Source organism: Mycobacterium timonense (assembly GCF_025821985.1).
Lineage (GTDB): Bacteria > Actinomycetota > Actinomycetes > Mycobacteriales > Mycobacteriaceae > Mycobacterium > Mycobacterium avium.
On sequence record NZ_JACKSY010000104.1, the window covers coordinates 1 to 25,898 of the forward strand.

The following is a 25,898-nucleotide window of genomic DNA, read 5'->3' on the forward strand; positions in this document are numbered from 1 at the left end:
CGGTTGTGTAGGGCTGTGACCTGTGTCTTCGGTTGTGGCCTGGTGCGGATTTGTGCACTAGCCGGTGGGCCGTAGGGTGCCTGCGTGGCCTATGTGCGCACGGTGAAGACATCCTCGGGGGCGATGGCTGTGCAGGTCGTGTGGTCCTCGCGGCGCGGGTCACGCCGGATCGAGCATCTGGGTTCGGCGCATGACGAGGCCGGGGTGGCCGCTTTGAAGGCTGCCGCGGCGCAGCGACTGGCCGCCGGCCAAGCGCAACTCGACCTTGGCTTGGCCGAACGTTCGGCGGCCGAGCCGTTGCCGATCACGTCCTCGAAGTCGGCGCTGCTGTGGGAAGCATTGTGCGCTGCTTATGACAAGGTCGGGTTCGCCAACGTCGCCGATGGGGATGAGGCGTTTCGTCAGTTGGTGTTGGCCCGGATCATCGAACCGACCAGCAAGGCCGATTCACTTCGGGTCGTCGAGGAGACTGGGGTCGTCCCGGTGTCGTATCCGACGCTGAACCGCCGTCTGCCGGTGTTCGCCAAACCCGCTTTCCGGCAAGCGCTTTCGACCGCATGCGCTGCCCACGCGCAATTGGGTCCGGCCAGTCTGGTGCTCTATGACGTGTCGACGCTGCACTTCGAGACCGATGCTGGTGATGGGTTCCGGGAGCCCGGATTCTCCAAGGAAAGACGGTTGGACCCGCAGATCACCCTGGGGTTGTTGACCGATGCTGGCGGGTTCCCGTTGACGGTGGCGGCCTTTGAGGGCAATAAGGCAGAGACCGCGACCATGCTGCCGGTGATCAACGCGTTCAAGGCCGCTCACCAACTCACCGACGTCACGGTCGTCGCTGATGCCGGGATGATCTCGGAAGCCAACCAGGTCGCCCTGCACGCGGCAGGGCTGTCCTACATTCTCGGCGCGAGGATTCCGTTTTTACCTGATGTGGTGCGCGAGTGGCGCGACAAGCACTCCGATGAGGCGATCCCCGACGGCCTGGTGCTCACCCAGCCCTGGCCATCAACCAGCGGCGAGAAAACCCGCGGCATCCCGGACCGGATCATCCACTACCAGTACCGCCATGACCGGGCCCGGCGCACGCTGCGGGGGATCGATGAGCAGGTGGCCAAGGCCGAACGTGCTGTTGACGGGCATGCCCCGGTCAAACGTAACCGCTACATCCAGCTCACCGGGGCTACCAAGAGCGTGAATCGCACACTGGAGGCCAAGGCCCGGGCGTTGGCCGGGTGGAAGGGATACACCACCAACCTGGTGAGCCAACCGGCCACTTTCGTCATCGAGGCGTATCACCAGTTGTGGCGCATTGAAAAGGCGTTCCGGATGTCCAAGCACGACCTGCAAGCCCGCCCGATCTATCACCGCACCCGCGACTCCATCGAAGCCCACCTCAGCGTTGTCTTCGCCGCGATGGCGGTATCGCACTGGATCGAGCACCAAACCGGTTGGAGCATTAAGAAATTCGTTCGCACCGCACGCCGCTACCGTACCGTCACTATCCAAGCCGGCAAGCACACCCTGACCGCTGCTGAACCGCCACCACCCGACCTCGCCGAAATCCTCGCAAACATCCACAGCCTACGTGCGCACTAGCCTGATAAAAGTCGGGTACCGTCACTATCCAAGCCGGCAAGCACACCCTGACCGCTGCTGAACCGCCACCACCCGACCTCGCCGAAATCCTCGCAAACATCCACAGCCTACGTGCGCACTAGCCTGATAAAAGTCGGGTCGAAAAGCCGTCGATGGCGCTCAAACGCCGGCTGCGCCGGAAGTGGTCTGCGGCCACCACCGCCGAACGCGGGCATCCGGCAACCACAGCAGCACGGTGAGCACCTCGGCGGCCACGCTGATCGCCGCGTACGGCGCCGGATCCCAGCCCCGCTCGGCGAAGCCGAACAGCCCGACCGTGCGTGACGCCGCGAACGCCACCAGCGAGCCGCCGGCCACCGCGGCGCCGGCCCAGCTCAGCCAGCCCGGCCCGCCGGCGCAGATCAGCAGCGCGACGGCGAACGACACGCTGGCCTGCACCAGGAACGCGACCCCGATGCTCGGAATGTGTTGGTAGCCATGCACATACAGGTAGGCGTGGCTGAGTGCGCTGACCGTCAACGACGCGGCGATGCCGAGCCGAGTGGCTATTGTCGTCAAAGTCATTGCAGGGTCCGCTCTTTCAGTGCCAGAACGGTGTCGCCCCGGCTGTAGGCGACCTCGCGCACGCCCAGCGCGTCGCGCAGCCTGCCGGCGGGCAGGGTGACCGGCTTGGGCGCCGGCCCGTCGCCCGGGTGCGGGAGCGGGTAGGCGGTGGTGGTGCCGCTGTGAAAGGTCACGTTGTCCTCGGTTTTGGAGAACAGTTGGTGCACATGGCCGTTGAGGCAGGTGACGGAGGCGAACCGGCGCAGATAACTCAGTGCCTGCGCGGCGTCGTCGGTGCCCCAGCCCCATTGCGGGTACATCGCGAACAACGGGATGTGGCTGAACACGATGATGGGAGTGTCGCTGGACAGGCCGGCGACGTCCTTTTTGACGAACTCCAACTGGTCGGCGCCCAGGTGCCCGAGCTTGCGCAGGTTCAGCGTGTTGACCAGCGCGATCAGGTGCACGCCGGCCACGTCGAGGCTGTACCAGCCGTCACCGGCCGAACCCGCCCCGAAGACGCTGCGGTACTTCTGCCCCGCGTCGTCGACCGAATCGTGCTCGCCGGGCACGGTGAACACGTGCGGGGTCTTCAGCGCGCTCATCATCTGCTTGGCCTGGTCGAACTGCTCGGGCGTGGACAGGTGGGTGAGATCGCCGGTGTGGATGACGAAATCCGGGGTGTAGCCCAGGTTGTTGACCTGGTCGATGGCCCGGCCGAAGGTGCCCGCCACGTCGGGGTTGGGGGCGCCGGTGAAACCGAGGTGGCTGTCGCTGATCTGGGCGAACCGCAGGGTGGGCTGAGCGCGGGTGTGCTGTGCGGCCGCCCGGCCGGCGACGTGGGAGATCACCTCGCCCCCGGTCACGGCGAACCCCACCGCCGCCCCGAACCACGCCGTGTGCCGGATCAACTGCCGGCGGCTCATGTTCGGATTCATCCCGTCACCACCACGGTGCCGCGCATCATCGGGTGAATCGAGCAGACGTAGTCGAAAGTGCCCGCGGCGGAGAAGGTGTGGGTGAAGACGGCCCCGGTGCCCATGCCCGGTGAGTGGAACGACCCATCGCTCGCGGCCACCGTGTGAGGTTCCTCGTCGCGGTTGATCCAGGTGACGGTGGTGCCGGCGGGCACGGTCAGGGTGGCCGGCGCGAACGCGAAGCCGTCGATGACGACCTGATTGGGGCCGGCCGCCGCCGGCGCCGCGGTGACCGGCGTCTGGGTGCTGGGCGTGCCGCCGCCCGCGGCGGGCCGCGGAGCCGAGCAGCCGGCTACCGCCACGGCGACGGCCAGCGCCGCGGTCAACGATTTTGCAAGGGTCATGCCCACAGATAGGGCCGCGGGTTACACGGCTCAGGTGCGGCGCACCGGGGCGAACACCTCGATGATGCCGTCGGCCTCGCGAACCATCAACGCCGGCAAGGGTTTCGGCTCGATCGGCAGCTGGTGGGTGAGCACCTTTCCGCTGGGCGAGAACGACGTGGTGTGGCAGGGGCAGCGCAGCGTGTCGTCGGGCGCGTCGAACCACAGCTTGCATCCCTGATGCGTGCACACCCCGGATATCGCCTGCACCTTGCCGTCGACGCGGCGGACGAACCCGCTCACCGCGCCCAGGTCGAAGGCGCGCAGGACGCCGTCGGGCACCTCCGAGCTGGCCGCGACCCGCTGCCAGCTGCCCTGGTTGGGGGCCAGCGTCCCGGACGCGATCTGCGGGGCGCGATCCGGGCCGGACTGCCCGGCGATCACGGTGCGGTCGATGGACACCGCGGCGACCGCGGCGGTGGCGGCCGCCGAGGTGCCGACGATCACCTGGCGGCGGGTGCTGCCGCGCCCGGGCCGCGGTCGGGTCGGCGCGCCGGACATCTGCTCGGCCAGACGCCGGTGCAGATCGGCGAGGAATTCCGGGCGCGGCGCGTCGGCCACCTCGGAGTCCGGCCGGGCCGCCCGCAGCTCGATCGCGGTGCGCAGCTGGGCCGCCTCGAAATCGTCGGGCAGGAACGGCCGGGGCCGGCGGCCCCGCAACAGGTCGTCGACGTAGCGCCGCAGCCCTCGCGCGTTCATGGCCGGCCTCCCTCGTTGACCTGTGCCGCCAGCCGCAGCGCACGGTGCTGCAGCACCTTGGCGTTGGCCACGCTGATTCCGAGTTCCGCGGCTGCCTCCTTGATCGAATTACCTTGCAGGAAGCGCGATTCCAGGATGCGGCGATAGCGGTCCGGCAGGCTGTCCAGCACCCGGGCGACGCGCTGCGGGGCGGTGCTGATCGCGTCGGGGTGCTCGGGCGGTTGTTCGATGTCCTCGATCGAGGTTATCTCCCGCCCCAGCGTCTCGCGCCAGTGCGCGGCCAGCACCGTGCGAGCGGTGGCGCGCAGGTAGGCGCGCACCTCGGCGGCGCTGGCGGTCAGCCGCAGCGGCCGCAACGCGGCCAGGAAGACCTCGGCGGTGAGGTCCTCGGCGTCGGCCCGGTTGCCGACCCGGGCGAACAGCGTGCGATACACCCAGGCCGCGTTGTCGGAGTAGACGGCTTCCCAGTCCGGGTAGCCGCCCTCGGGCACCGCGCGCAGCGGTCGCGGGCCGACGGGTTCGTTGTGTGCCGCCACCTGCCTCCTTCACCGCTATGAAGTATCGGCTCGGGTTACACGGGTCAGCTCGCGGCGAGTGCAGCCTCGGCAGCCAGCAGCTCGCCCAGCCTGGCGGCGGTGGCCGCGAACACCGACTTGGCGATGCCCAGGATCCGCGCCCGCACCCGGGGTTTGGCCGACGCCGACGGCAGCAGGTGGCCGATCAGATGCCCGAACAAATCCAGCCGCGCGCCGGACAACCACGTCATCAACTCCGGGTCGTCGAACCAGCGCAGCTGATTGGTGTAGTCGGCCAGCGCCAGCCGCAGCCAGTCGACGTCGGTGTCGGGGTGCGGCAGGGGCACGCAGAGCTCGTTTCGGCGCGCGTCGTCGCCGTAGCCGGCCTCCACGTGGGCGATCAGCGCGGCGGAGAAAATCTGCTGACAGCCGCGCACGCTTTGCAGCGTGATTCGCCCGGGTGTGAAAATCGGTGTGGCTGGCCGCTTTTCGGCGCCATCGGCGGTGCAGTCCAGGTAGAGCGCGCGACCGTCGACCGCGACGGCGCCGCCGTCGAGCACCATCGCGCCCGGCTCGATGGAGCGCACGTGGCCCAGCCGCACCACGTCGGTGATCCGGCGCAGCTGCTCGAGTTCGAGCCGGGTGACGGTCGCGCAGCGGTACATGGTGGGCCGCACCGCCGGATCGATGCGCAGCAGCAGGCCAGCGGCCTCGAGCCGGGAAAACAGCTCGGCCACCGAACCGGCTTCGTTGATGGCGCGCAGCTGGGCGGTGAAGCTGTGTTTGATCTGCTCGGCGAACAACGCGCCGGGCTGCATCGTCGCGCGATCCAGCAGCCAGGAATCCCGGGGCATGATCCAGGTCAGCCGGTCCGGCTCGACGCCCTGGCCCAGCAGCCACAGGCAGGTGTCGATGCCGGTCTTGCCGGCCCCGACGACGACGTAGCGCTGATACCCGGGCCGGCGCGGCAGCTCGTTGGGCGGCACACAGTCGACGCCGTCGCCGACGGTGTAGGGCGGTGGGCGCATCGCCGGCACGCTGACGTGCATGTAGGTGGCGTCGACGATGCGGCGGGTCACCTCGACGGTGTGGTCGGCGCCGGCCAGCGTGCGAAACCGCCCGTCGCCGAGGTACTCGCTGTCCGGGAAGTAGCGCACGCGCCCGGTCGGCAGCAGCCGGGTGCGCATGACGCGGTCGTAGTAGGCGCAGATCTCGTCGGCCGTCGCCAATTCGTAAAGGCCGCGGTTCCAACCGATTTGGTCGATGCTGTCGCCACCCAGGCGCAGGGAGTTGACGCCGTAGAACGCCGAGGGTTGGTGCAGCCGCACGAATGGATACGCCATGGTCCAGTGCCCGCCCGGCGCGTGATGGCGGTCCACCACCACGACACGGGCCTGCGACGCGGCCGTCTCGGTGACCAGCGTGTCGATGAACGCCATGCCCATGGCGCCGGCGCCGACCACCAGGTAGTCGGCCTCGATGGTGTGCATACAGGCCTCAGGCTAGCCCCAGGCGCCGCTTGCCAAGGCCGGAACCGGGTTACTAGGATATGCAAGTATCCGCGTCACGTCCCGTGCCGTCCACCACATTCGAGGGCCCCATGACCACACAGATTCCGCACTTCATCGACGGGCAGCGCACCGCCGGGCAATCCACTCGCACCGCCGACGTCTTCGACCCCAGCACCGGGGCCGTCCAGGCGCAGGTGCCGATGGCGGGCCGGGCCGACATCGACGCCGCGGTGGCTTCGGCCATCGAGGCGCAAAAGGGTTGGGCCGCAACGAATCCGCAACGCCGCGCCCGAGTGCTGATGCGTTTCATCGAGCTGGTCAACCAACACAACGACGAGCTGGCCGAGCTGCTGTCGCGCGAGCACGGCAAGACCCTGGCCGACGCCAAGGGCGACATCCAGCGCGGCATCGAGGTGATCGAGTTCTGCGTCGGCATCCCGCACCTGCTCAAGGGTGAGTACAGCGAGGGCGCCGGGCCCGGCATCGACGTCTATTCGCTGCGCCAGCCGCTGGGCGTGGTCGCCGGCATCACCCCGTTCAACTTCCCGGCGATGATCCCGCTGTGGAAGGCCGGGCCCGCGCTGGCCTGCGGCAACGCGTTCGTGCTCAAGCCCAGCGAGCGCGACCCGTCGGTGCCGGTGCGGCTGGCCGAGCTCTTCGTCGAGGCGGGCCTGCCGCCGGGCGTGTTCCAGGTGGTGCACGGCGACAAGGAGGCCGTCGACGCCATCCTGAACCACCCCGACATCCAGGCGGTCGGGTTCGTCGGCAGCTCGGACATCGCCCAGTACATCTACGCCGGGGCCGCCGCCACCGGCAAGCGCTCGCAGTGCTTCGGCGGCGCCAAGAACCACATGATCGTGATGCCCGACGCCGACCTGGACCAGGCCGTCGACGCGCTGATCGGCGCCGGGTACGGCAGCGCCGGCGAGCGCTGCATGGCGATTTCGGTCGCGGTCCCGGTCGGCGACAAGACCGCCGACCGGCTGCGGGCCCTGCTCGTCGAGCGGATCAACAACCTGCGGGTGGGGCACAGCCTGGACCCCAAGGCCGACTACGGCCCGCTGGTGACCGAGGCCGCGGTGGCGCGGGTGCGCGACTACATCGACCAGGGCGTGGCCGCCGGCGCCGAGATCGTGGTGGACGGCCGCGAACGCCGCAGCGACGACCTGACTTTCGGGGACGCCAACCTCGAGGGCGGCTTCTTCATCGGGCCTACCCTGTTCGACCACGTCACGCCCGATATGTCCATCTACACCGACGAGATCTTCGGGCCGGTGCTGTGCATCGTAAGGGCGCAGAACTACGAAGAAGCGCTGGCGCTTCCTTCTCAGCACGAGTACGGCAACGGGGTGGCGGTGTTCACCCGCGACGGCGACGCCGCCCGCGATTTCGTGTCCCGGGTGCAGGTCGGCATGGTCGGGGTCAACGTGCCGATCCCGGTGCCGGTGGCCTACCACACCTTCGGCGGCTGGAAGCGCTCCGGCTTCGGCGACCTCAACCAGCACGGGCCGGCGTCGATCCAGTTCTACACCAAGGTCAAGACCGTCACGTCGCGGTGGCCGTCCGGCATCAAGGACGGCGCCGAATTCGTGATTCCCACAATGGATTAGAACCGAGAAAGAATTCCGGCCCCACTATGTTTACCCTGGACGACGACGAGCGGGTGATCGCCGAGACGGCCGCCGCGTTCGCCGCCAAGCGCCTGGCCCCGCACGCGCTGGAATGGGATGCGGCCGAACACTTTCCGGTCGACGTGCTGCGCGAGTCGGCCGAGCTCGGGATGGCGGCGATCTACTGCCGCGAGGACGTCGGCGGCAGCGGGCTGCGCCGGCTGGACGGGGTCCGCATCTTCGAGCAGCTGGCCATCGCCGACCCCACCACGGCGGCGTTCCTGTCCATCCACAACATGTGCGCGTGGATGATCGACAGCTACGGCACGCCCGAACAGCGCAAGGGCTGGGTGCCGCGGCTGGCGGCGATGGACGTCATCGCCAGCTACTGCCTGACCGAGCCGGGCGCGGGGTCCGACGCCGCCGCGCTGAGCACCCGCGCGGTCAGACAGGGCGGCGATTACGTGCTGGACGGCGTCAAGCAGTTCATCTCGGGCGCCGGGGCCTCGGACGTCTACCTGGTGATGGCCCGCACGGGCGGTGAAGGGCCGCGCGGCATCTCTGCGTTCGTCGTCGAAAAGGGTTCTGCTGGGCTGAGTTTCGGTTCGCCCGAGGAGAAGATGGGCTGGCACGCCCAACCCACCGCGCAGGTGATCCTGGAGGGGGTGCGGGTGCCCGCCGACGCGATGCTGGGCGGCGCCGAGGGTGAGGGCGCCGGATTCGGCATCGCGATGAACGGCCTCAACGGCGGCCGGCTCAACATCGCCGCGTGCTCGCTGGGCGGCGCGCAGGCGGCCTTCGACAAGGCCGGGGCCTACGTGCGCGATCGGCAGGCGTTCGGGTCGCCGCTGCTCGACGAGCCGACCATCCGGTTCGCCCTGGCCGACATGGCCACCGGCCTGGAAACGTCGCGAATGATGTTGTGGCGGGCCGCCGGTGCGCTGGACGCCGACGATCCCGACAAGGTCGAGTTGTGCGCGATGGCCAAACGCTACGTCACCGACACCTGCTTCGAGGTCGCCGACAAGGCGCTGCAGCTGCACGGCGGCTACGGCTATCTGCGCGAGTATGGTCTGGAGAAGATCGTGCGCGACCTGCGGGTGCATCGCATCCTGGAGGGGACCAACGAGATCATGCGGGTGGTCATCGGCCGGGCCGAAGCGGCGCGGTTCCGGGCCACCGCATAGAAAGGCCGTCGGATGACCGAGCGCGTGGTGGTGGCTTTCCTGGGCCTGGGCAACATGGGCGCGCCGATGGCGGCGAATCTCGTTGCGGCCCAACATGCGGTGCGCGGATTCGATCCGGTGCCCGCGGCGCTGTCGGCCGCCACCGCGTCCGGTGTCGCCGGTTTCGACACCGCCACCGACGCGGTGACGGGGGCCGACGTGGTGATCACCATGCTGCCCAACGGCGAGGTGGTCAAACGCTGCTACGCCGAGATCCTGCCCGCCGCGCGCCCGGGCGCGCTGTTCATCGACAGCTCCACGATCTCGGTCGCCGACGCCCGCGAGGTGCACGCGCAAGCGCAGTCGCACGGCGTGGCGCAGCTCGACGCGCCCGTCTCGGGCGGGGTGAAGGGTGCTGTCGCCGGCACGCTGGCGTTCATGGTGGGCGGCGAACCCGAGGCACTGGAGCGGGCCCGGCCGGTGCTGGAACCCATGGCGGGCAAGATCATTCACTGCGGCGCGGCCGGGGCCGGGCAGGCCGCCAAGGTGTGCAACAACATGGTGCTGGCGGTGCAGCAGATCGCCATCGGCGAGGCATTCATCCTGGCCGAAAAGCTCGGGTTGTCGGCGCAGTCGCTGTTCGACGTGATCACCGGGGCGACCGGCAACTGCTGGGCCGTGCACACCAATTGCCCGGTGCCGGGCCCAGTTCCGACGTCGCCGGCCAACAACGACTTCAAGCCGGGCTTCGCCGCCTCGCTGATGAACAAGGACCTGGGTCTTGCGATGGACGCGGTGACCTCGACCGGCGCGGCCGCCCCGCTGGGCCGGCACGCCGCGGAGATCTACGCGAAATTCGCCGCCTCCCACGGCGACAAGGACTTCAGCGCGGTCATCGAGATGCTGCGCGGCGCTTGCTAGCACCGAGCGTCACGCCGGCGTGGCACCCGGGCGCGACGGTCACGCTGGCGTGACGCTCGGCGCCGCGGGGCGAGTTCAGAAGTCGCCCGCGTTGCGGCGCAACGTCTCGATCGACGACGCCAGCTGCTGCGACTCGGTGTCGCTCATCCCGATGTCGGCGAACACCTGCTTGTTGAGGGTGACGGTGGCGTCCTCGACGGTGGAGCGGCCCAGCTCGGTGATCTGCACCAGCGTGGTGCGCCCGTCGGTGGGGTGCGGCACCCGCTGCACCAGCCCGTCGGCCTCCAGCCGGCGGATCGCGTGGGTGACGCTGGTGACGTGCACCTGCAGCCGGTCGGAGGCCTTGGTGATGGGCAGCGCCCCGGTCCGACTGAACGCCAGCAGCCGCAGCAGTTCGTAGCGGGAGAAGCTCAGGTCGTACGGGCGCAGCGCCGTCTCGACCCGGGCCAGCAGGATCTGGTGCGCGCGCATCACCGAGGTCACCGCGACCATGCCCGGCGCCACGTCGCCCCACCCGGCGCGCTCCCAGTTGGCCCGGGCGGCGGCGATCGGATCGCGTTCGTGAGGACGTGAGTCGGCCACGCCCTTTCTTACCGCACTTGCCGCTCCAGCGTGGCCTTTCCCACCGCCGACAGCACCGCCACCGTGGAGGCGCGGCTGCCCACCGTCAGCCGGGCCGCGCCGTCCGGGTAGTAGCGCGCCCGGACGCCGCCGCGGGCGAAGACCCGCTGCCACGCGCGTCCCTGCGGATCGGGCGGCAGGTAAACGAAGTTCGCGTGCGCGTCGGTGGTGTAGACGCCCAGCGCGCTCAGCCGCATCCGCAGCCGGCGGCGTTCGGCGGTGATCGACCGGATGCGCCGGGACAGTTCGTCTTCGGCCCGATACGACGCCGTGACGGCGAGCAGGCTGGTGATCGCGATGCCGAACGGCAGCTGCTGGTCCCACAGCGGCCGCGCCAGCCGCGGCGACGCCACCCCGTAGCCGATCCGCAGCCCGGCCAGGCCGTACGCCTTGGAGAAGGTGCGCACTACCACCACATTGGGGAAGCACGCCACCAGCGCCGCCACGTCGATCCGGTGCTCGGGCGCGGTGAATTCGACATAGGCCTCGTCGAGCAGCACGACGGTGTCGCGCGGCACCCGGCGCAGGAACCGGAAGACTGCGGCCGCGGACTCCACGGTTCCGGTCGGGTTGTGCGGCCGGCACAGCACCACCACGCGGGCGCGCGCGGCCGCGTCGGCGAGCCCGTCCAGGTCGTGCTGCCCGTGCTCGTCCAGCGCGACGGCGATGGTGTTCAGCCGGGCCATCCGCGCCACGATCGGATACCCGTCGAAGGTGGGGGTGGCCATCGCGATGGCGTCCCCCGGCGCGGTCAACGCCTGCAGCACCTGCAGCATCACGCCGGTGGCTCCGGCGCCCAGCACCACCAACTCGGCCGGCACGCCGATGTGCTCGGCGATCACCCCGCGCAACCGCTCGGGCAGGAACTCCGGATACCGGTTGGCGGTACACACCGAACGGATCAGCGCAGCGCGCACCGCCGGCAGCGGCGGGAAGGGATTCTCGTTGAGCGACAAGGCAAACGGGTCGACCGCGTCGGGCAGCGCCTCGCCGATGCCGCCGTCAGCCGGGCGCGGGACGGTCAGCATCCGCCCCGCCCGCCCCAGCGCACCGCGGCGGCGCCGGCGAAATCGCCGGCGTGCGCGAACGCCGCCATCATGACCACCTCCCCGGCCTTGATCCGCTGCTCGGATATCGCGCGGTCGAGGTTGACCGGGATCCCGGCGCCGAACAGGTTGCCGCACTCGTCGAAGGTGTCGAGGTGCCGTGCCGGCGGCAGCTCCAGCGCCTCGCGCCAGTTGCGCAGGAACGCCCGGTTCGGCTGGTTGGTGACCAGCAGGTCGATGTCCTTGGCGGGCAACCCGATTCGATCGCACACCGCCAGCGCCACCTCGGGTACCTGCCGGTTACCGCGGGCCAGCACCTTGGTGATCTTGCTGTCGGTGAAGCCGATGCTGCCCTCGCCGGGCCCGGCCTGCCACCACTTGCGGGGCGGGTCGTAGGACAGCGTCATCTCGCCCGCGTATTCGCCGTAGCTGCGGCACTCGACGTCGAGGACGGGCGAGGAGTCGCCGACGGTGACCAGCCCCACCGCGGCGCCGTCGCCGGGCACCGCCGCCTGCGCCTTGCGCCGGATCGTCGGCTGGTCGAAGAACTGGCCGGCCGCGTTCTGGGCGATCGCGATCAGCGCGGTGCGTCCCTGGCCCGACGACAGCAGTGTGCGAGCCACGTTGAGCGCCAACACGAATGCCGCGCACCCGCCGTTGTTGAGGTCGAGCACCCAGGACGGGCGCATGCCCAGCCGGTGCGCGATGCCGCCGCCCTGGCCGTAGAACGCCATGTCGGGCACCTGGGTGTGGGTGATCAGCACGTCGGCGCCCTCGATGACGTCGTGGCCGTGCCGCTCGATCAAACCCTGTGCCGCGCGTTCGATCATGTCGATGGAGCTCTCGTCGTGGCCGACGTGGTGGCGGTACTTCGGGGCGCGGAACATCACGTTGTCGCGCAGGTCGTCGGATTCGGCGAATTGCGCGTAGTAGTCGGCGGGGATCGGCTCGCCCGGCAGATAGCTGGCGACGTCGATCAGGCTGACGGTCGACGCGTTCATCGCGTCACCTCATCCACACCGGGGTGACCGGCAGGCCGTGCCGATGGCGGTATTCGGCGATCGCCTTGAGGTTGCGCAGCTCCAGCAGATGGCCGGCGCCGAACATGTCCCAGAAGTCGCCCACCCACACCGGGCGCTGCGGCGGCGCGGTCTGCGGGTACGGGTTGTGGTCGTAGAACGGGTGATGGCAATTGGTCCACAGCACAACCGATCCCGGCTTGTCGAGCACGGTCTGGGCGTCGACGACGCGCATCAGGTAGATCATCCACAGGTGGTCGCCCTGGTCCCAGGCGCAGTGGTAGTCCACGGTCCGCGCCTGCGCGTTGGCGACGGTGCGGGTGTAGATCTTGGTTTCCGAACCGAGCCGGTCGTGGGCCAGCCACAGCCCGGGCTCGTCGGTGGGGGTGAACCCGCGCAGGCTGTAGGTCCACTCCTCCAGGCTGCGGGTGTCGGCCATGTACTCGAACAAGTCGTCGGGTGGACAGTCGATGTAGTCGTTGACGGTGCAGTACTGTCCGAAGACCTGGTCGTGCGGGTACACCGACCGCATCATGTCCATGATGATCGGCGTGGCCTTCTCCCGGGGGCTGGTCTCGATGCGGGTGACCCCGTCGATGAGGTCGCCGATGTCCTCAAGCGCTGGCAGCGACATTGGTGCGGATCTCCTTTGTAACTGAATTCTGTTTGACAGCAGCATCTTTGACCGCCGACGTGGTGAGAAACGGGGCGAACGGCGGGATCTCGTCGGCGGCGCACTCGACGCTGACCACCGCCGGGCCATCGACATCGAGCGCCGCGGCCATCGCGGCGGCGAACCCGTCGACGTCGCCGACCTCCACCGACGTCAGGCCGGGGAACATGGCGGCCAGCCCGGCGCCCAGCCGGCTGGGCCGGAAACGGTTGTAGCTGTAGCGGTCGCCGTAGAACAGCTGCTCGCGGGTCACGCACATGGCGTGCGCGTTGTTGTTGAACAGCACGAACGTCATCGGTAGCCGGTATTGCACGGCGGTGTGCACCTCCATGCCGTGCATGAAGAACGCGCCGTCCCCGGCGATGACGACGGTGCGCCCGCCAGGGCGTCCACTATTGTTGCGCCCCAACGCTATTCCAATCCCCGCCCCGAAGCTGTTGCCCATGCCACCCATGCCGAGCGCGACGACGAACCGGCCGTCGCGGCGCACCGGCAGGTAGTGGATCGCGGCCGCGCCGGTGTTGCCGGCGTCGACCACGATGTCGACGCCGCGCGGCAGCACGCCGTCCAGCACCGCCATCGCGTCGCGGTAGCGCACCCCCGGCCCCGTGCACGGCGGCGGCGTCAGCTCGGTCGGCCGGCCCCCGCCTTGCCCGGCCGGCGCGACCGGTCGCCGGTGGCCGCGCAGCGCGCGGATCAGCAGCCGCAGCGAGCCGCGCAGGTCGCCGGTGTGCACGTGGGTGCAGGCGAGATAGGGCGGCGCCGACCCGATCGAGACGGTGCGCACCGCGGCCAGCGCGTCGTCCAGGCCGCTGCGCGCGGTGACCGCCAACCGGGTCCCGACGATGAGGCACACCGCGCTGCCGGCCACCGCCTCGGCCACGTTGCGGTGGCCCATCACACCGGTCACTCCCAGCGTCCGGCCGTCCGGCCCGGGTGCGCCGGCGACGTCCTTGGCGTCCGGCACGGTGGCCACCCGCGCCCCCAGCAGCGCGCGCAGCTCCTCGAGCTCGGCCCGGGCGTCGTCGCGGGCCACCTGTTCGCCGGCGATGATGGCGATCTCGCCGGTCACGCGGCGCAATTGCGCCGCGATCGGGTGCGGGTCGCCGGCCGGGGGCCGCCATTGCGCCGCAATCGGGTCCCGCCCGCCGGGTGCGCCGTGGCCGTTGCGCTCGCCGACGCCGACCCGGGCCTGCTGAATGTCCTTGGGCAACAACAGCACCGCCGGGCCTCCGGCCCGCGCCGCCGAAATGGCCTGCGGCAGAAGCGAAACGATGTCGTCGGGGGTTTGCACCCGCCGGCAGAACACCGAGACCGCCGAGAACAGCGCGCCGGCGTCCAGGGATCCGTTGGCGCCGCTGGTGTCCTGGAAGCTGCCCCGGCCGTCCAGCGCGGCGGCGGGCTGGCCGACCAGCGCCAGCACCGGCACCCGGCTGGCGAGCGACTCGCCGAGTCCGGCCACGAGATTCAGCGATCCGCCGCCCGAGGTCGCGGCCACCACCCCGAGTCCCGCTCCGCTTCGGCTGTATCCGTCGGCCATCGCGGCGGCGGAGAACTCGTGCTTGGCCAGCACCGCGGTGAGCTCCGGCCGGAAATGCGCCGCGTCGTAGAGGTCCTCGATGTTGGCGCCGTCCACCGCGAAGAGGTGGTCGGTTCCGATCGCCGCAAGGTGGCCGACGATGTGGTCGACCACCCGGTGCCTTCCGAGCATGTGGGAAGACACGAGGCGGGCCGCCGATGGGTTCACGATCGTCGCGCGGCCGGGGCCGGTGAACCGTTCGTCGGCCGTCACCGTGGTGCCTAGATGACCATCGAAATGGCCGGCGTGGTGCGCGAGTACCGGGTGGGCGGTCAACCGGTGCGGGCCCTGGACCGGATCAGCCTGCAGCTGGCCGGTGGGCAGTTCGTGGCGGTCGTCGGGCCCTCCGGCGCGGGCAAGAGCACGTTGCTGCATCTGCTGGGCGCGCTGGACTCCCCCGACTCGGGTTCCATCCTCTTCGACGGCGAGGAGATCGGCCGGCTCGGCGACGAGGCGCAGTCGCGGTTCCGCCATCGCCGGGTGGGCTTCGTGTTTCAGTTCTTCAACCTGTTGCCCACCCTGTCGGCCTGGGAGAACGTGGCGATCCCGCGGTTGCTCGACGGGGTGCGGCTGGGTCGGGCCAGGCCGGACGCGCTCCGGCTGCTGGAGCGGGTGGGCCTGGGCAACCGCACCGAACACCGGCCCGCGGAGCTGTCCGGCGGCCAGATGCAGCGGGTCGCGGTGGCGCGGGCGCTGATGATGGACCCGCCGCTGATCCTGGCCGACGAGCCGACCGGCAACCTGGATTCCTCCACCGGCGCGGCCATCCTGGAGCTGCTGGCCGAGGTGGCGCACGAGGGCGGCGGTGACCGGCTGGTGGTGATGGTGACCCACAACAGCGACGCCGCGGCGGCCACCGATCGGGTGATCACGCTGCAGGACGGCCGGGTCGGTTCGGACGTGCTGGCGGTCGCCGGGTGAGGTCGGGGCGTGCGGTCACGGCCGCGGCGAGCCGGCTGCGCGTGTTCAGCCTGCGCGAGCTCGCTGTGCATCGACGCCGCACCACCGCGTCGATCGCCGTGATGGCCGTCTCCGCAACGTATTTGGTGGCGGTCTTCGGCATCTTCGGCTCGATCACCGGATCGGTGAGCCGGCTGGCCGACGGGATCGCCGGGGTGGCCGCGCTCGAGGTCTCCGGCATCACCGACGCCGGATTCGCCGACTCGGTGCTGGCCGATGTCGCCGCGGTGCCCGGGGTCGCCACCGCCGCGCCGATGATCCGGACGACGGCGGCCACGCCGTCCGGGCCGGTCCTGCTGCTGGGCGTCGACGCCCGCACCGCCGCGCTGGGCGGCGCCCTCACCGACGCGGTGTCGCGACCGGTGCGGGAGCTTTCCGCGTCGCCGGACGGCGTGCAGGTGGGGCCGCGGGCCGGGTATGCGAAAGGTCAAGCGTTCCAACTTGGTTCGGCCCCGGTCACCGTCACCGAGGTGCTGGCCGGCAGGCAGTTCGCCGAACTCAACGGCGGACACTATGTGCTGGCGCCGCTGGCGTTGGCGCAGCGCGTCACCGCGCGCGCCGGACAGCTGGACTCGATCCTGATCACCCTCACGCCGGGCGCCGACCCGGCCGCCGTCCGCGCCGCGGTCGGCGCCGCCGTGGGCGGGCGGGCGATCGTGGCGGCGCCCAGCTCGCGGGCGGCCCGCGCCGGCGACGGCGTCCGGCTGATGAATTACATGGCGCTGCTCGGCGCGGCGGTGGCGCTGGTGGTCGGCGCGTTCCTGATCTACACCACGATGACGATGGCGATCACCCAGCGCCGCCCCGTCATCTCGATGCTGCGCGCGCTGGGCGGGCGGCGCCGCGCTGTGGTCGGCGACCTGCTCGCCGAGGCCGCCGTTCTCGGGCTGATCGGCGGGGCATTGGGGTGCGGCGCCGGAATCCTGGCCGGGCGCATGGCAATTGGCCGGCTGCCCCGGGCCGTCACGCAGGGACTGGAAGCCCGCGTCGAGTACTGGCTGCCCGGCTACGCCGTCCCGCTGGCGCTGGCGGCGACGGCGCTCACCGCCGTGGCGGCCGCGGCGATGGCCGCGCGGCAGGTGTACAAGGTTTCCCCGGTCGAGGCGCTGGCGCCGGTCGGGGCGTCGGCGGCCGACGCGGTGCCGCCGTGGCTGCGGGCCGCCAGCGGGGTCGGCGCGCTGGCGCTGTTCGCGGTGGCGGCCCTGGCGGTCCCGGCCGGCGCCCCGACGGGCGTGCCGCTGGGCGCCGTGCTGGTCGCCGAGCTGACGGCGGGCTTCGCGCTCACCGTGCCCATCGTCACCGCCACGTCCGCGCTGTCCCGCGTGTTCGGGTCGTGCGGTGCGCTCGCCGCCGCGACCATCCGGCGCGCACCGCGGCGGGTGTGGGCCACCGTGATGACGGTGTTGATCGGGGTGCTCACCACGGTGGTGATCACCGGCACCAACGCGGACATGATCGGGTCGGCGCGCGCCATCTTCGCGCCGGTCGCCGAGGCTGACGTGTGGGTGAGCGCGGATCCGCCCGACAGTTTCCCCACGGATGTTCTGCCGCAAGGGCTTTCGGAAAGACTCGCCGCGCTGCCCGGTGCGGCGCGGGTGACCGAGGGGGCGTGCGGGTTCGCCGTCGTCGCGGGCACCCGGGTGCTGCTGGACGGGTTCGCCGCGGGCAGCAGGGACGCGTTGTTCCGCGCGCTCGACGACCGGGTGCGCGCCGAGGTGCTGGCCGGGCGGGGTGTGGTGCTCACCCAGAATCTGGGCAAGGCGCTCAACGTGCGGGCCGGCGACCGGCTGCGGTTGCAGACCCCGCACGGCCCGCGGGAGGCGGCGGTGCTGGCGGTGGTGCCGTTCTTCTCGACGGTCATCGGCACCGTCGGGATGGATCTGGCCCAGCTGCGGGCATGGTTCGATCGCCCGGCGGCGACGACGCTGCAAATCACGGCGGCCCCGGGGGTGGATCCGCGGCGGCTGCTGGCTGACGTCCGCGCGACGGTGCCGGCGCCCAACCACGTCTACGACGGCCGCGCCGCGCTGGCCGGGCTGCAGGCCCCGCTGCACCAGAGCATGTTCATCGCCAACGCGGTGTGGATCATCGTGGTGGCGGTGGCCGCGGTCGCCCTGCTCAACACGTTGACGCTGTCGGTGACCGAGCGGCGCCGCGAGATCGGTGTGCTGCGGGCGATGGGCGCCGGCCGCCGGTTCATTCTGCGCATGGTGCTGGCCGAGGCGGCCGGAATCGGTTGTGTCGGCGGTGGTTTGGGGTTTCTGCTCGGGCTGGCGGACCAGTGGTTGTTCAGCCGCATCAGCGGGGACATGATGAACTTCCCGGTGGCCTTCCGGCTCAGCCCGCTGGCGCTTGCCTGCACCGCCGGGGCGCTGGGGATCACCCTGCTCGGTTCGGTGCCGCCCGCGCGGCGGGCGGCGCGGCTGAACATCATCGAGGCGGTCAGCGTGAACTGAGCACGGCGAATCCCTGCAGGTGGGGTTTGCACGGGAAGGGCACCGGGGTGCGGGGCACGCTGCGCAGCATCGAGGTGTCGAACCCGGCGGCGGCGATGGCCGCCCCGGTCCGCCGGTTGGGTTCGCAGCCGCCGGCCAACCAGGACCACGGCCGGGCGATCAGATCCTGCAGCCGGCCCGTCAGCCCGTCCCCGCGCACATGCTCGAGTACCACCAGCCTGCCCCCGGGCACCAGGACCCGGCGGATCTCGGCCAGGGTGGCCCCCACGTCGCGCACCGAGCACAGCACCAGCCCGATGTGCACCGAGTCGAAACTGTTGTCCGGGAAGGGAATCGACTCGCCGGACCCGGCGACCACGTCGACCGCGACCCCCTGGCGGGCGGCCAGCCGGGCGGCCATCCGGCGAAACGACGCCTCGGGCTCCACGGCCGCCACCGACGTCACCGCGGCGGGCAGGAACATCAGGTCGGTGCCCGGCCCCAGGCCGACCATCAGCAGCCGCCCGGTGGCGTGACTCATCGCCTGCCGCCGATACCGCTGGTAGAAGAGCCGGTCGAACACCGGCTGCCCGAACCGGTACACGTAGGGGAACAGCACGTTGCGGAATCTCATCGGGAGCCCAGATCCATTCGGAACGGCGGATATTCGTCGCGCATCAACGACACGTAGACGGCCACCCGGTACCGCCACCGCACGACGCCCATCAGCAGATCGAACATGCCGGGCGGGACGGTGCCGGTGCACAGCAACGTCAGCGCGGCGGTCAGGCACAGCACCTGCAGCAGCGGCTCCATCGACCAGCAGACCAGCACGTGCGGGATCGCCAACAGCCACTTGACCGGCACCGCAAGCCTTTTCAGCCGTCGCGGATAGTCGACAGCGAGGTCGCCAGGATAGTCGGGCGAGGTCGCGAGCGTGAACGGCGGGTATCGGTCCGTGCTGTTCATCGGGAATCGGTAGTTCATCAGCCGCCAGGACCAGCGCAGCACGCCGACGTTGAAGTCGAAGAGCCGCCGCGGATACCGACCGGTGCAGATGATCGCGATCCCGGCGACGACGGTGCACAGCGGGTACACCAGGTAGAGCCCGATCAGGATCGGGTAGTGCGGCACCGCCAGCACGCACCACTTCACCAGCCACAGCCAGCGCGACGGGGCGTCGAAATCGCCTCGCACCCTTATGGATTCGCCCGGTCCGTTCACCGGCGTGACGGAATCTTCGGCGCTTCCCCCAAGCTGCGGTTGATCGCTTCCCCCACGCTGCGGTTGATGTGGTCGGACATGCGGCGGTGGCTGGTCCAGCGCAGGAACATCGTCAGCGCGGCGGCCTGCAGCCGGTCGGAGACCAGCGCGGCCGGGCGCAGCACGGCCTCGCCGTGCGACACCGGCAGCGAGGCCACCCAGGACACCGCCCGGACCCGGCGGCGCCGGGTCTTCTCGTACCAGCGCAGCGCGTTCGCGACGTCGGCCTGGCCGCCGGGTGTCCCCCGCCCGAAATCGGCCAGCGCCTGGCACAGCACCATCGTGTCGAGCAGCGCCTGGTTGGTCCCCTGCGCCAGGGTGGGCGGCATGGTGTGCGCGGCGTCGCCGAGCAGGGTGACCCGGCCCCGCCCGGGGGGCGGGATCGGATGCCGAAAATGCGGGAACGGCGACGCGGCCAGATCCTCGTCGGTCAGGATCGCCAGCACCCGATCGACCGGCTCGGACCATCCGGCGAAGTGCGAGCGGATCGTCTCGATCGGGTGTTGCGGCCGGACGAACCCCGTCGACCACGGCAGGTCGAACCACCACTGCACCTCGGCGCCGCCGGCCGGCCACAGGCCGAGGTTTCCGCTGCCGCCGATCATCATCAGGGCGGCGTCGGACTCGGCGATCTCCGGGAGGCTGACCAGGCCCTGCCAGCTGCACCAGCCGGTCGCCTTGGCGTGCCGGGCGCCGACCCACTCGCGCACCATCGAGTGCAGGCCGTCGGCGCCGATCAGCACGTCGCCCTCGGCCACGGTGCCGTCGGTGAATTCGACGCTGACCCCGTCGCGGGAGGTGGCCAGTGCGACCGCGCGGCGGTCACAGTGGATGCGCCCGGTCGGGAATCCGTCCAGCAGCCGTTCCAGCAGCACCCGGCGCGGCACCATCCGCACGGGCGCGCCCAGCCGCCGCGCCATCGCGGTCACGTCCAGCGTGGCCAGCGGCCGGCCCGTCGACGTCACCGCCCCCACGCTGGACAGCTGCCGGCCGGCGCCGTCCATCTCGACGCCCAGCTGGCGCAGCACCGTCTCGCCGTTGGACCACACCGTCACCGCGCCGCCCGCGGCCGCCAGCCGGGGGCGGCGCTCGAAGACGGTGACGTCGTGGCCGTCGCGCAGCAGTCCGCGGGCCACCGAGATGCCGGCCACGCCGGCGCCCACCACCAGCACCCGCAGCGGACGCGCGTCGCCGACCACGCTGGCTCCGATCGTTTACAGGGAACGCTGCAGCAGCACCTGGCCGCTGTCGGCGGCCACCACTTGCACGGCGGCGATCTGGTCCACCGGCGTCGAGATCGACCCCGCCGGTGACGCGGTGTGGCCGGGCACGGCCACCCAGGTCGCCAGCCGGGTGCGGCTGCCGTCGCGGCCCACCACCACCATCGCCAGGGTGTCGTGGTGGGCGTTGAGCGGGGCCAGGCACACGCACCTCAGGTTGATCGAGGTGCCCCAGTGCTGGCCGCTGACCTGCACGGTCGAGGTCAGCAGGGTGGTGCCGACCTGGGCCATCGGCTCGGCCGACGCGGTCACCTGCCGGGCCGGAGTCGACGACCACCCCTCGAGGCCGACGAACACGCCGATGGCCAGCACCGCCGCCGCGGCAGCCGATGCCACCCAGGTCGCCACCCGGCCGCGCCGGCGCCGCCGGCGCACCGCGGTCAGCAGGGACGGCAACAGGTCGGCGGACAGCTGCGGGGCGGGGCCGGCCTCGTCGATGGCGGCCACTTCGTCGTGGTCGAGCCGGGACAGCAGCGCGGGCACCCCGCTGATGTCGGCGACCGCCTCGCGGCAGCCGCGGCAGTGGGCCATGTGTTGCTCGAATTCGCGGCGCTGCGCGGCGGACAACGAACCCAGCACGTACGCGGCATCCCACATCGCGTAGCGGTCTTCGGGAGGGCCGACGTCGTGCACCGGCGTCCTCATTTCATCCATGTCTGCTCACCCCTCAAACATTCGGAAAGTCCCTCATCGGGTGACCCCGAGTTCCTGCAGAGTGAGTCGCAACGCCCGCACCGCATAGTGTAGTCGCGACTTCACCGTTCCCTCGGCGATGCCGAGGTCTGTAGCTATCTGCGCGGTGGTCCAACCGCGGTAGTAGGACCGTTCGATCACGGCGCGGTGCTCGGCCGACAGCTGGGCCATCGCGTCGGCGATCAGCAACCGGTCCAGCGCCGCGTTGACCTCGTCCGGCGTGGACTGCTCGGGCGCCCCCGCGGTGTCGGTCGAGCCGACCACGTTGCGGAACCGCGCGCTGCGCCGGTCGTCGATGATCATGTTGCGGGCCACCGTGAACAACCACGCCCGGGCCGAGCGCTCGGTGTCGCCGATGACCTCGGGATGCTGCCAGGCCCGCAGCAACGTCTCCTGCACCACATCCTCGGATTGGCTCGCGTCGCCGGTCAGCCGCAGCGCGTAGCGCCACAGCACCGCGGCGTGTTCGTCGTAGAGCGCCTTCATCAGAGCGGCCTCGGCGGTCCCGGACGCCCTGGAAATGCCGACCACACGAGCCACTCGATCACCTCCTGCCGGGGAAACGAGCCCGGCGAAGGTTCGGTTCAACGGCCCCGACCCGGTGCGCCCCTACCCGAGCGTCAGGATGCGCGGCCCGGCGTCGGTGACGGCAACGGTGTGCTCCCAGTGTGCCGCACGCGAGCCGTCGGTGGTGATGACCGTCCACTGGTCGTCGAGCACCACGGTCTTGCCGGTGCCCAGGGTCAGCATCGGCTCGATGGCCAGCACCGAGCCGGGGGCCAGCAGCGGACCGCGGCCCGGCGAGCCCTCGTTGGGCAGGAACGGGTCCATGTGCATCTGCCGGCCGATGCCGTGCCCGCCGTAGCCCTCGACGATGCCGAACGCCCGCCCGTGCCGGGTCTCGGCGGCGCGGGTGCCCAGCTCGATGGCGTGCGAGACGTCGGTCAACCGGTTCCCGGGCACCATCGCCGCGATCCCGGCTTCCAGCGACTCCCGGGTGGCCTGGCACAGCGCCTCGTCGGCCGGGTCCAGGGCGCCCACCCCGAAGGTGATCGCCGCGTCCCCGTGCCAGCCGTCCAGCACCGCGCCGCAGTCGATCGACACCAGGTCACCGGGCACCAAAACCTCTGCGGCCGAAGGAATTCCGTGCACCACCCGGTCGTTGACGGAGGCGCAGATGGAGGCCGGGTAACCGTGGTAGCCCAGGAACGACGGCACCGCGCCGGCATCCCGGATCACCGACTCGGCGATCTGGTCCAGGCTCAGCGTCGACACCCCTGCGACCGCGGCCGCGCGGACCGCCTGCAGCGCGGCGGCCACCACCGCCCCCGCGGCGGCCATCGCGTCGAGTTCGCCGTCGCTGCGCTGCGGCACCACCTTGCGGCCGCGCAGCCGCGCCAGCGCGTTCATCCCTACTTGCCCAGCGCGCGCAGCGCCCGGGCGAACACCTCGTCCAGGGTGCCGACGGCGTCGACCGTCTTGAGCTGGTCGCGGTAGTAGTCCAGCAGCGGCGCCGTCTCGTCGCGGTACACCTTCATCCGGTTCAGGATCACCTCATCGGTGTCGTCGGCCCGGCCGCGCGCCTTGAGCCGCGCCAGCAGCTCGTCCTGGGACACCCGGAACTCCAGCACCGCGTCGATGTCGGTGCCGCGGCGTTCCAGCATCTCGTGCAGCGCCTTGGCCTGCTGCAACGATCGGGGAAAGCCGTCCAGGATGAAACCGTTGGCGGCGTCCGGCTCGCTGAGCCGGTCGTCGACGAGCTGGTTGGTCAGCTCCGCGGGCACCAGGTCGCCGGCGTCCAGGTAGCGCTTGGCCTCCAGCCCCAGCTTGGTCCCGTTCTCGATGTTGCTGCGGAACAGCTCACCGGTGGAGATCTGCGGGATCCCGAGCTTCTCGGAGAGCTTCTGGGCCTGCGTCCCCTTGCCCGCTCCCGGCGGCCCCAGCAAAACGACTCTCACTTGAGGAACCCTTCATAGTTGCGCTGCATGAGCTGACTCTCGATCTGCTTGACCGTATCCAAGCCCACGCCGATCATGATCAAAACCGCGGTACCGCCGAACGGCAGGTTCTGCACCGCCCCGCCGTTGCCGATCTGCAGGAACAGGTTGGGCAGCACCGAGATCGCACCCAGGTAGATGGAGCCGGGCAAGGTGATCCGGCTCAGCACGTAACGCAGGTAATCCGCGGTGGGCTTGCCCGGCCGGATGCCGGGGATGAAGCCGCCGAACTTCTTCATCTCGTCGGCGCGCTCGTCGGGGTTGAACGTGATGGACACGTAGAAGTACGTGAAGAAGATGATCAGCCCGAAGTAGATGCCGATGTAGACCGGGTCGCTGGGGTCGGACAGGTAGCTGCCGACGAACTTGTCCCACCAGCTGTTGCCGACGCCTCCGCTGCCGCTGCGGATCAGCTGGGTGATCAGGTGCGGGATGTAGATCAGCGAGGACGCGAAGATCACCGGGATGACGCCGGCCTGGTTGACCTTGAGCGGCAGGTACGTCGAGGTGCCGCCGTACATGCGCCGGCCCACCATGCGCTTGGCGTACTGCACCGGGATCCGGCGCTGCCCCTGTTCGACGAACACCACGCCGACGATGATGATCAGCGCGGCCACCAGCACGGCGGCGAAGATCATGCCGCCGCGGCTGTCCAGGATGGTCTTGCCCTCGGCGGGGATGCGGGCCGCGATGCCGACGAAGATCAGCAGCGACATGCCGTTGCCGATGCCGCGTTCGGTGATCAGCTCGCCCATCCACATCACCAGCGCCGCGCCGGCCGTCATCACCAGCACGATGACGACGAGGGTGAAGATGGATTGGTCGGCGATGATGTCCAGCGAGCAGCCCTGCAGCAGCCCGCCGTTGGCGGCCAGCGCCACGATGCTGGTGGCCTGCAGGATGGCCAGCGCGATGGCCAGGTAGCGGGTGTACTGCGTCATCTTGGCCTGACCGGACTGGCCTTCCTTGCGCAGTTCCTCGAAGCGCGGGATGACGACGGTGAGCAGCTGCACGATGATGCTGGCGGTGATGTAGGGCATCACTCCGACGGCGAACACGGTGAGTTTGAGCAGCGCGCCGCCGGAGAACAGGTTGATCAGCGAGTAGATCTGCCCGGCCGCGCCGCCGCTGGCTTCCTTGATGCACTGCTGGACGTTGGGGTAGTTGACGCCCGGGGACGGCAACGCGGCCCCGACCCGGTACAGCACGACGATGCCCAGCGTGAAGAGGATCTTCCGTCTCAGGTCGACTGTCCGCAGCGATGAGATGAAAGCCGAAAGCAACTCTTCCTCCTGCGCAGCCGGGATTTCCTGCATCACGCGCCCAACACCCGCAGGCCAGGACGTACGGCCCGACTCAATTACAGCGCGTCAAACCGTGTACGAGACTAACAGCTGGTCCGGCCGGGTCCGGTCAGGGCCTTTCCAGGAAGCCGTAAGCCGCGGGGCGTACAGTGCGGATGAATCGTTGCATTTGCTAAGTAACTTGGGAGCAGCATGACACGCACCGACCAAGACAGTTGGGACCTGGCCTCGAGCGTGGGCGCGACGGCGACGATGGTGGCCGCGGCCCGGGCGCTGGCCAGCGCGGGCGAGCGCCCGATCATCGACGACCCGTTCGCCGCGCCGTTGGTGCGGGCGGTCGGGCTGGATTTCTTTCGCCGCCTGGTCGACGGCGAGGTGGCGCCCGCGGATCCGCAACGCGGCGAACGCGACCTGCAGCTGGAGACGGATTCGATCGCGGTGCGCACCCGCTTTTTCGACGACTTCTTCACCGGCGCCGCCCGGGACGGGATCCGCCAGTCGGTGATCCTGGCCGCCGGGCTGGACGCCCGCGCCTACCGGCTGGACTGGCCGGCCGGCGCCGTGGTGTACGAGGTCGACCAGCCCAAGGTGGTGGAGTTCAAGACCAACACCATGGCGGCGCTGGGCGCCCGCCCGGCCGCGCAGCTGCGCACGGTCAGCATCGACCTGCGCGAGGACTGGCCGGAAGCATTGCGCGCCAACGGTTTTGACGTGACACAGCCGACGTCGTGGAGCGCGGAGGGCCTGCTGATGTACCTGCCGCCGGAGGCACAGGACCGGCTGTTCGACAACATCACCGCCCTGAGCGCGCCCGGCAGCCGGCTGGCCACCGAATATCATCCGGACGCCACCGGCACGACGATGGCGCAGCGCGCGCAGGAGTTCAACGATCGGTGGGCCAGGGTGGGCTGTGACATCGACCTGTCCGGGTTGTTCTTCGACGGCGAGCGCAGCAACGTCGTCGAGTACCTGACCGGGCGCGGATGGCGGGTCAGCGCCCGGCCACGCCGGGACCTGTTCGACGACTACGGCCTGGCCTACCGCGAGGACGACGAGACGGCGCAGTTCCCCAACATCGTCGCCGTGAGCGCCGAGCTGGGCTGACCG

26 protein-coding genes are annotated in these 25,898 nt (G+C 70.4%); 7 read left to right on the forward strand and 19 right to left on the reverse strand.

Translation table 11 applies throughout. The annotated features are described in order from the left end of the window. Positions 1 to 84: 84 nt before the first annotated feature. A complete protein-coding gene (locus H7I87_RS22465) occupies positions 85 to 1,596 on the forward strand; it encodes an IS1634 family transposase (protein WP_031347622.1) in 1,512 nt (503 codons plus the stop codon). A gap of 159 nt (positions 1,597 to 1,755) precedes the next feature. On the opposite strand, the gene H7I87_RS22470 is transcribed toward H7I87_RS22465, so the two are convergent. The 6 genes from H7I87_RS22470 to H7I87_RS22495 are packed head-to-tail and all read right to left on the reverse strand — an operon-like array spanning position 1,756 to position 6,203. Then, positions 1,756 to 2,160, reverse strand: coding sequence for a hypothetical protein (locus H7I87_RS22470; protein WP_023862246.1), 405 nt, complete (start codon positions 2,158 to 2,160; stop codon positions 1,756 to 1,758). After that, positions 2,157 to 3,077, reverse strand: coding sequence for a metallophosphoesterase family protein (locus H7I87_RS22475; RefSeq protein WP_009979003.1), 921 nt, complete (start codon positions 3,075 to 3,077; stop codon positions 2,157 to 2,159). The genes H7I87_RS22470 and H7I87_RS22475 overlap by 4 nt, the downstream gene beginning before the upstream one ends. Next, a complete protein-coding gene (locus H7I87_RS22480) occupies positions 3,074 to 3,460 on the reverse strand; it encodes a cupredoxin domain-containing protein (RefSeq protein WP_009979005.1) in 387 nt (128 codons plus the stop codon). The genes H7I87_RS22475 and H7I87_RS22480 overlap by 4 nt, the downstream gene beginning before the upstream one ends. Positions 3,461 to 3,490: 30 nt before the next feature. Then, positions 3,491 to 4,198, reverse strand: coding sequence for a Rieske (2Fe-2S) protein (locus tag H7I87_RS22485; protein WP_009979006.1), 708 nt, complete (start codon positions 4,196 to 4,198; stop codon positions 3,491 to 3,493). Further along, entirely contained in the window at positions 4,195 to 4,734 is a 540-nt protein-coding gene (locus H7I87_RS22490; RefSeq protein ID WP_023862245.1) for an RNA polymerase sigma factor, read from the reverse strand. The genes H7I87_RS22485 and H7I87_RS22490 overlap by 4 nt, the downstream gene beginning before the upstream one ends. Before the next feature lie 44 nt (positions 4,735 to 4,778). Further along, on the reverse strand, positions 4,779 to 6,203 hold the full coding sequence (locus H7I87_RS22495) for an NAD(P)/FAD-dependent oxidoreductase (protein WP_023862244.1): 1,425 nt from the start codon (positions 6,201 to 6,203) through the stop codon (positions 4,779 to 4,781). Between the two features lie 110 nt (positions 6,204 to 6,313). On the opposite strand from H7I87_RS22495, the gene H7I87_RS22500 reads away from it, so the two are divergent. From H7I87_RS22500 to mmsB, 3 genes are read left to right on the forward strand one after another with little or no spacing between them, the layout of a single operon-like run. Continuing rightward, on the forward strand, positions 6,314 to 7,834 hold the full coding sequence (locus H7I87_RS22500; RefSeq protein ID WP_023862243.1) for a CoA-acylating methylmalonate-semialdehyde dehydrogenase: 1,521 nt from the start codon (positions 6,314 to 6,316) through the stop codon (positions 7,832 to 7,834). A 26-nt stretch (positions 7,835 to 7,860) separates the two neighbouring features. Next, complete coding sequence (locus H7I87_RS22505; RefSeq protein WP_011726061.1) at positions 7,861 to 9,021, forward strand: acyl-CoA dehydrogenase family protein; 1,161 nt, start codon at positions 7,861 to 7,863, stop codon at positions 9,019 to 9,021. A 12-nt stretch (positions 9,022 to 9,033) separates the two neighbouring features. Then, on the forward strand, positions 9,034 to 9,921 hold the full coding sequence (gene mmsB, locus H7I87_RS22510; protein WP_033718366.1) for a 3-hydroxyisobutyrate dehydrogenase: 888 nt from the start codon (positions 9,034 to 9,036) through the stop codon (positions 9,919 to 9,921). A gap of 75 nt (positions 9,922 to 9,996) precedes the next feature. Here mmsB and H7I87_RS22515 read toward each other — a convergent pair whose 3' ends face one another. Genes H7I87_RS22515 through H7I87_RS22535 form a run of 5 tightly spaced genes read right to left on the reverse strand, consistent with a single transcriptional unit; the run spans position 9,997 to position 14,991 of the window. Further along, entirely contained in the window at positions 9,997 to 10,503 is a 507-nt protein-coding gene (locus tag H7I87_RS22515; RefSeq protein ID WP_009979012.1) for a MarR family winged helix-turn-helix transcriptional regulator, read from the reverse strand. Positions 10,504 to 10,511: 8 nt separating this feature from the next. After that, a complete protein-coding gene (locus tag H7I87_RS22520; RefSeq protein WP_011726063.1) occupies positions 10,512 to 11,570 on the reverse strand; it encodes a pyridoxal phosphate-dependent aminotransferase in 1,059 nt (352 codons plus the stop codon). After that, entirely contained in the window at positions 11,564 to 12,589 is a 1,026-nt protein-coding gene (locus tag H7I87_RS22525) for a 3-oxoacyl-ACP synthase III family protein (RefSeq protein WP_009979016.1), read from the reverse strand. Before H7I87_RS22525 ends, H7I87_RS22520 begins: the two co-directional genes overlap by 7 nt. Positions 12,590 to 12,593: 4 nt before the next feature. Next, positions 12,594 to 13,241 carry a hypothetical protein gene (locus H7I87_RS22530; RefSeq protein WP_003873468.1) on the reverse strand — a complete coding sequence of 216 codons (648 nt, stop codon included), beginning with the start codon at positions 13,239 to 13,241 and terminating at the stop codon, positions 12,594 to 12,596. Next, the gene (locus tag H7I87_RS22535) at positions 13,222 to 14,991 is read right to left on the reverse strand and encodes a thiamine pyrophosphate-binding protein (RefSeq protein WP_031348250.1); all 1,770 of its coding nucleotides are present in this window, start codon (positions 14,989 to 14,991) and stop codon (positions 13,222 to 13,224) included. Before H7I87_RS22535 ends, H7I87_RS22530 begins: the two co-directional genes overlap by 20 nt. A 93-nt stretch (positions 14,992 to 15,084) precedes the next feature. Between H7I87_RS22535 and H7I87_RS22540 the strand changes: the two genes are divergently transcribed. Together H7I87_RS22540 and H7I87_RS22545 are read left to right on the forward strand one after the other, a co-directional pair. Then, positions 15,085 to 15,780 (forward strand): ABC transporter ATP-binding protein, encoded by a 696-nt coding sequence (locus tag H7I87_RS22540; RefSeq protein WP_009979025.1) that lies wholly within the window; start codon positions 15,085 to 15,087, stop codon positions 15,778 to 15,780. Beyond that, positions 15,777 to 18,275: an FtsX-like permease family protein gene (locus H7I87_RS22545; protein WP_033724740.1), complete on the forward strand. Its 2,499-nt coding sequence runs from the start codon at positions 15,777 to 15,779 to the stop codon at positions 18,273 to 18,275. Before H7I87_RS22540 ends, H7I87_RS22545 begins: the two co-directional genes overlap by 4 nt. Here the strand turns inward: H7I87_RS22545 and H7I87_RS22550 are convergent. The 8 genes from H7I87_RS22550 to secY form a co-directional block, all read right to left on the reverse strand. Further along, entirely contained in the window at positions 18,262 to 18,888 is a 627-nt protein-coding gene (locus H7I87_RS22550; RefSeq protein WP_009979032.1) for a class I SAM-dependent methyltransferase, read from the reverse strand. The two genes, H7I87_RS22545 and H7I87_RS22550, sit on opposite strands and share 14 nt — an antisense overlap. Continuing rightward, positions 18,885 to 19,451, reverse strand: coding sequence for a DUF4389 domain-containing protein (locus H7I87_RS22555; RefSeq protein ID WP_009979035.1), 567 nt, complete (start codon positions 19,449 to 19,451; stop codon positions 18,885 to 18,887). Before H7I87_RS22555 ends, H7I87_RS22550 begins: the two co-directional genes overlap by 4 nt. Positions 19,452 to 19,474: 23 nt before the next feature. Beyond that, positions 19,475 to 20,716, reverse strand: a complete 1,242-nt coding sequence (locus tag H7I87_RS22560; RefSeq protein WP_009979036.1) for an FAD-dependent oxidoreductase — start codon at positions 20,714 to 20,716, stop codon at positions 19,475 to 19,477. Positions 20,717 to 20,731: 15 nt separating this feature from the next. Continuing rightward, positions 20,732 to 21,451: an anti-sigma factor family protein gene (locus H7I87_RS22565; protein ID WP_003873476.1), complete on the reverse strand. Its 720-nt coding sequence runs from the start codon at positions 21,449 to 21,451 to the stop codon at positions 20,732 to 20,734. A 33-nt stretch (positions 21,452 to 21,484) separates the two neighbouring features. Next, positions 21,485 to 22,012, reverse strand: coding sequence for a sigma-70 family RNA polymerase sigma factor (locus H7I87_RS22570; protein WP_255250719.1), 528 nt, complete (start codon positions 22,010 to 22,012; stop codon positions 21,485 to 21,487). 87 nt (positions 22,013 to 22,099) lie between these two features. Continuing rightward, the gene (gene map, locus H7I87_RS22575; RefSeq protein ID WP_023870175.1) at positions 22,100 to 22,900 is read right to left on the reverse strand and encodes a type I methionyl aminopeptidase; all 801 of its coding nucleotides are present in this window, start codon (positions 22,898 to 22,900) and stop codon (positions 22,100 to 22,102) included. A gap of 2 nt (positions 22,901 to 22,902) precedes the next feature. Beyond that, positions 22,903 to 23,448, reverse strand: a complete 546-nt coding sequence (locus tag H7I87_RS22580) for an adenylate kinase (protein WP_003873479.1) — start codon at positions 23,446 to 23,448, stop codon at positions 22,903 to 22,905. Beyond that, a complete protein-coding gene (secY, locus tag H7I87_RS22585) occupies positions 23,445 to 24,770 on the reverse strand; it encodes a preprotein translocase subunit SecY (RefSeq protein ID WP_003879461.1) in 1,326 nt (441 codons plus the stop codon). Before secY ends, H7I87_RS22580 begins: the two co-directional genes overlap by 4 nt. A gap of 213 nt (positions 24,771 to 24,983) precedes the next feature. Here secY and H7I87_RS22590 point away from each other — a divergent pair, with 213 nt between their 5' ends. Next, the gene (locus H7I87_RS22590; protein WP_033727278.1) at positions 24,984 to 25,895 is read left to right on the forward strand and encodes an SAM-dependent methyltransferase; all 912 of its coding nucleotides are present in this window, start codon (positions 24,984 to 24,986) and stop codon (positions 25,893 to 25,895) included. Positions 25,896 to 25,898 lie beyond the last annotated feature (3 nt).

Bases quoted from the DNA above. Each gene is read 5' to 3' on its own strand.
- H7I87_RS22550 (WP_009979032.1), bottom strand. From the start codon at position 18,888: ATGAGATTCCGCAACGTGCTGTTCCCCTACGTGTACCGGTTCGGGCAG.
- map (WP_023870175.1), bottom strand. From the start codon at position 22,900: ATGAACGCGCTGGCGCGGCTGCGCGGCCGCAAGGTGGTGCCGCAGCGC.
- H7I87_RS22475 (WP_009979003.1), bottom strand. From the start codon at position 3,077: ATGAATCCGAACATGAGCCGCCGGCAGTTGATCCGGCACACGGCGTGG.
- H7I87_RS22530 (WP_003873468.1), bottom strand. From the start codon at position 13,241: ATGTCGCTGCCAGCGCTTGAGGACATCGGCGACCTCATCGACGGGGTC.
- H7I87_RS22525 (WP_009979016.1), bottom strand. From the start codon at position 12,589: ATGAACGCGTCGACCGTCAGCCTGATCGACGTCGCCAGCTATCTGCCG.
- H7I87_RS22520 (WP_011726063.1), bottom strand. From the start codon at position 11,570: ATGCTGACCGTCCCGCGCCCGGCTGACGGCGGCATCGGCGAGGCGCTG.
- H7I87_RS22495 (WP_023862244.1), bottom strand. From the start codon at position 6,203: ATGCACACCATCGAGGCCGACTACCTGGTGGTCGGCGCCGGCGCCATG.
- H7I87_RS22485 (WP_009979006.1), bottom strand. From the start codon at position 4,198: ATGAACGCGCGAGGGCTGCGGCGCTACGTCGACGACCTGTTGCGGGGC.
- H7I87_RS22540 (WP_009979025.1), top strand. From the start codon at position 15,085: ATGACCATCGAAATGGCCGGCGTGGTGCGCGAGTACCGGGTGGGCGGT.
- H7I87_RS22500 (WP_023862243.1), top strand. From the start codon at position 6,314: ATGACCACACAGATTCCGCACTTCATCGACGGGCAGCGCACCGCCGGG.
- H7I87_RS22535 (WP_031348250.1), bottom strand. From the start codon at position 14,991: ATGCTCGGAAGGCACCGGGTGGTCGACCACATCGTCGGCCACCTTGCG.
- H7I87_RS22505 (WP_011726061.1), top strand. From the start codon at position 7,861: ATGTTTACCCTGGACGACGACGAGCGGGTGATCGCCGAGACGGCCGCC.
- H7I87_RS22590 (WP_033727278.1), top strand. From the start codon at position 24,984: ATGACACGCACCGACCAAGACAGTTGGGACCTGGCCTCGAGCGTGGGC.
- mmsB (WP_033718366.1), top strand. From the start codon at position 9,034: ATGACCGAGCGCGTGGTGGTGGCTTTCCTGGGCCTGGGCAACATGGGC.
- H7I87_RS22480 (WP_009979005.1), bottom strand. From the start codon at position 3,460: ATGACCCTTGCAAAATCGTTGACCGCGGCGCTGGCCGTCGCCGTGGCG.
- H7I87_RS22565 (WP_003873476.1), bottom strand. From the start codon at position 21,451: ATGGATGAAATGAGGACGCCGGTGCACGACGTCGGCCCTCCCGAAGAC.
- H7I87_RS22470 (WP_023862246.1), bottom strand. From the start codon at position 2,160: ATGACTTTGACGACAATAGCCACTCGGCTCGGCATCGCCGCGTCGTTG.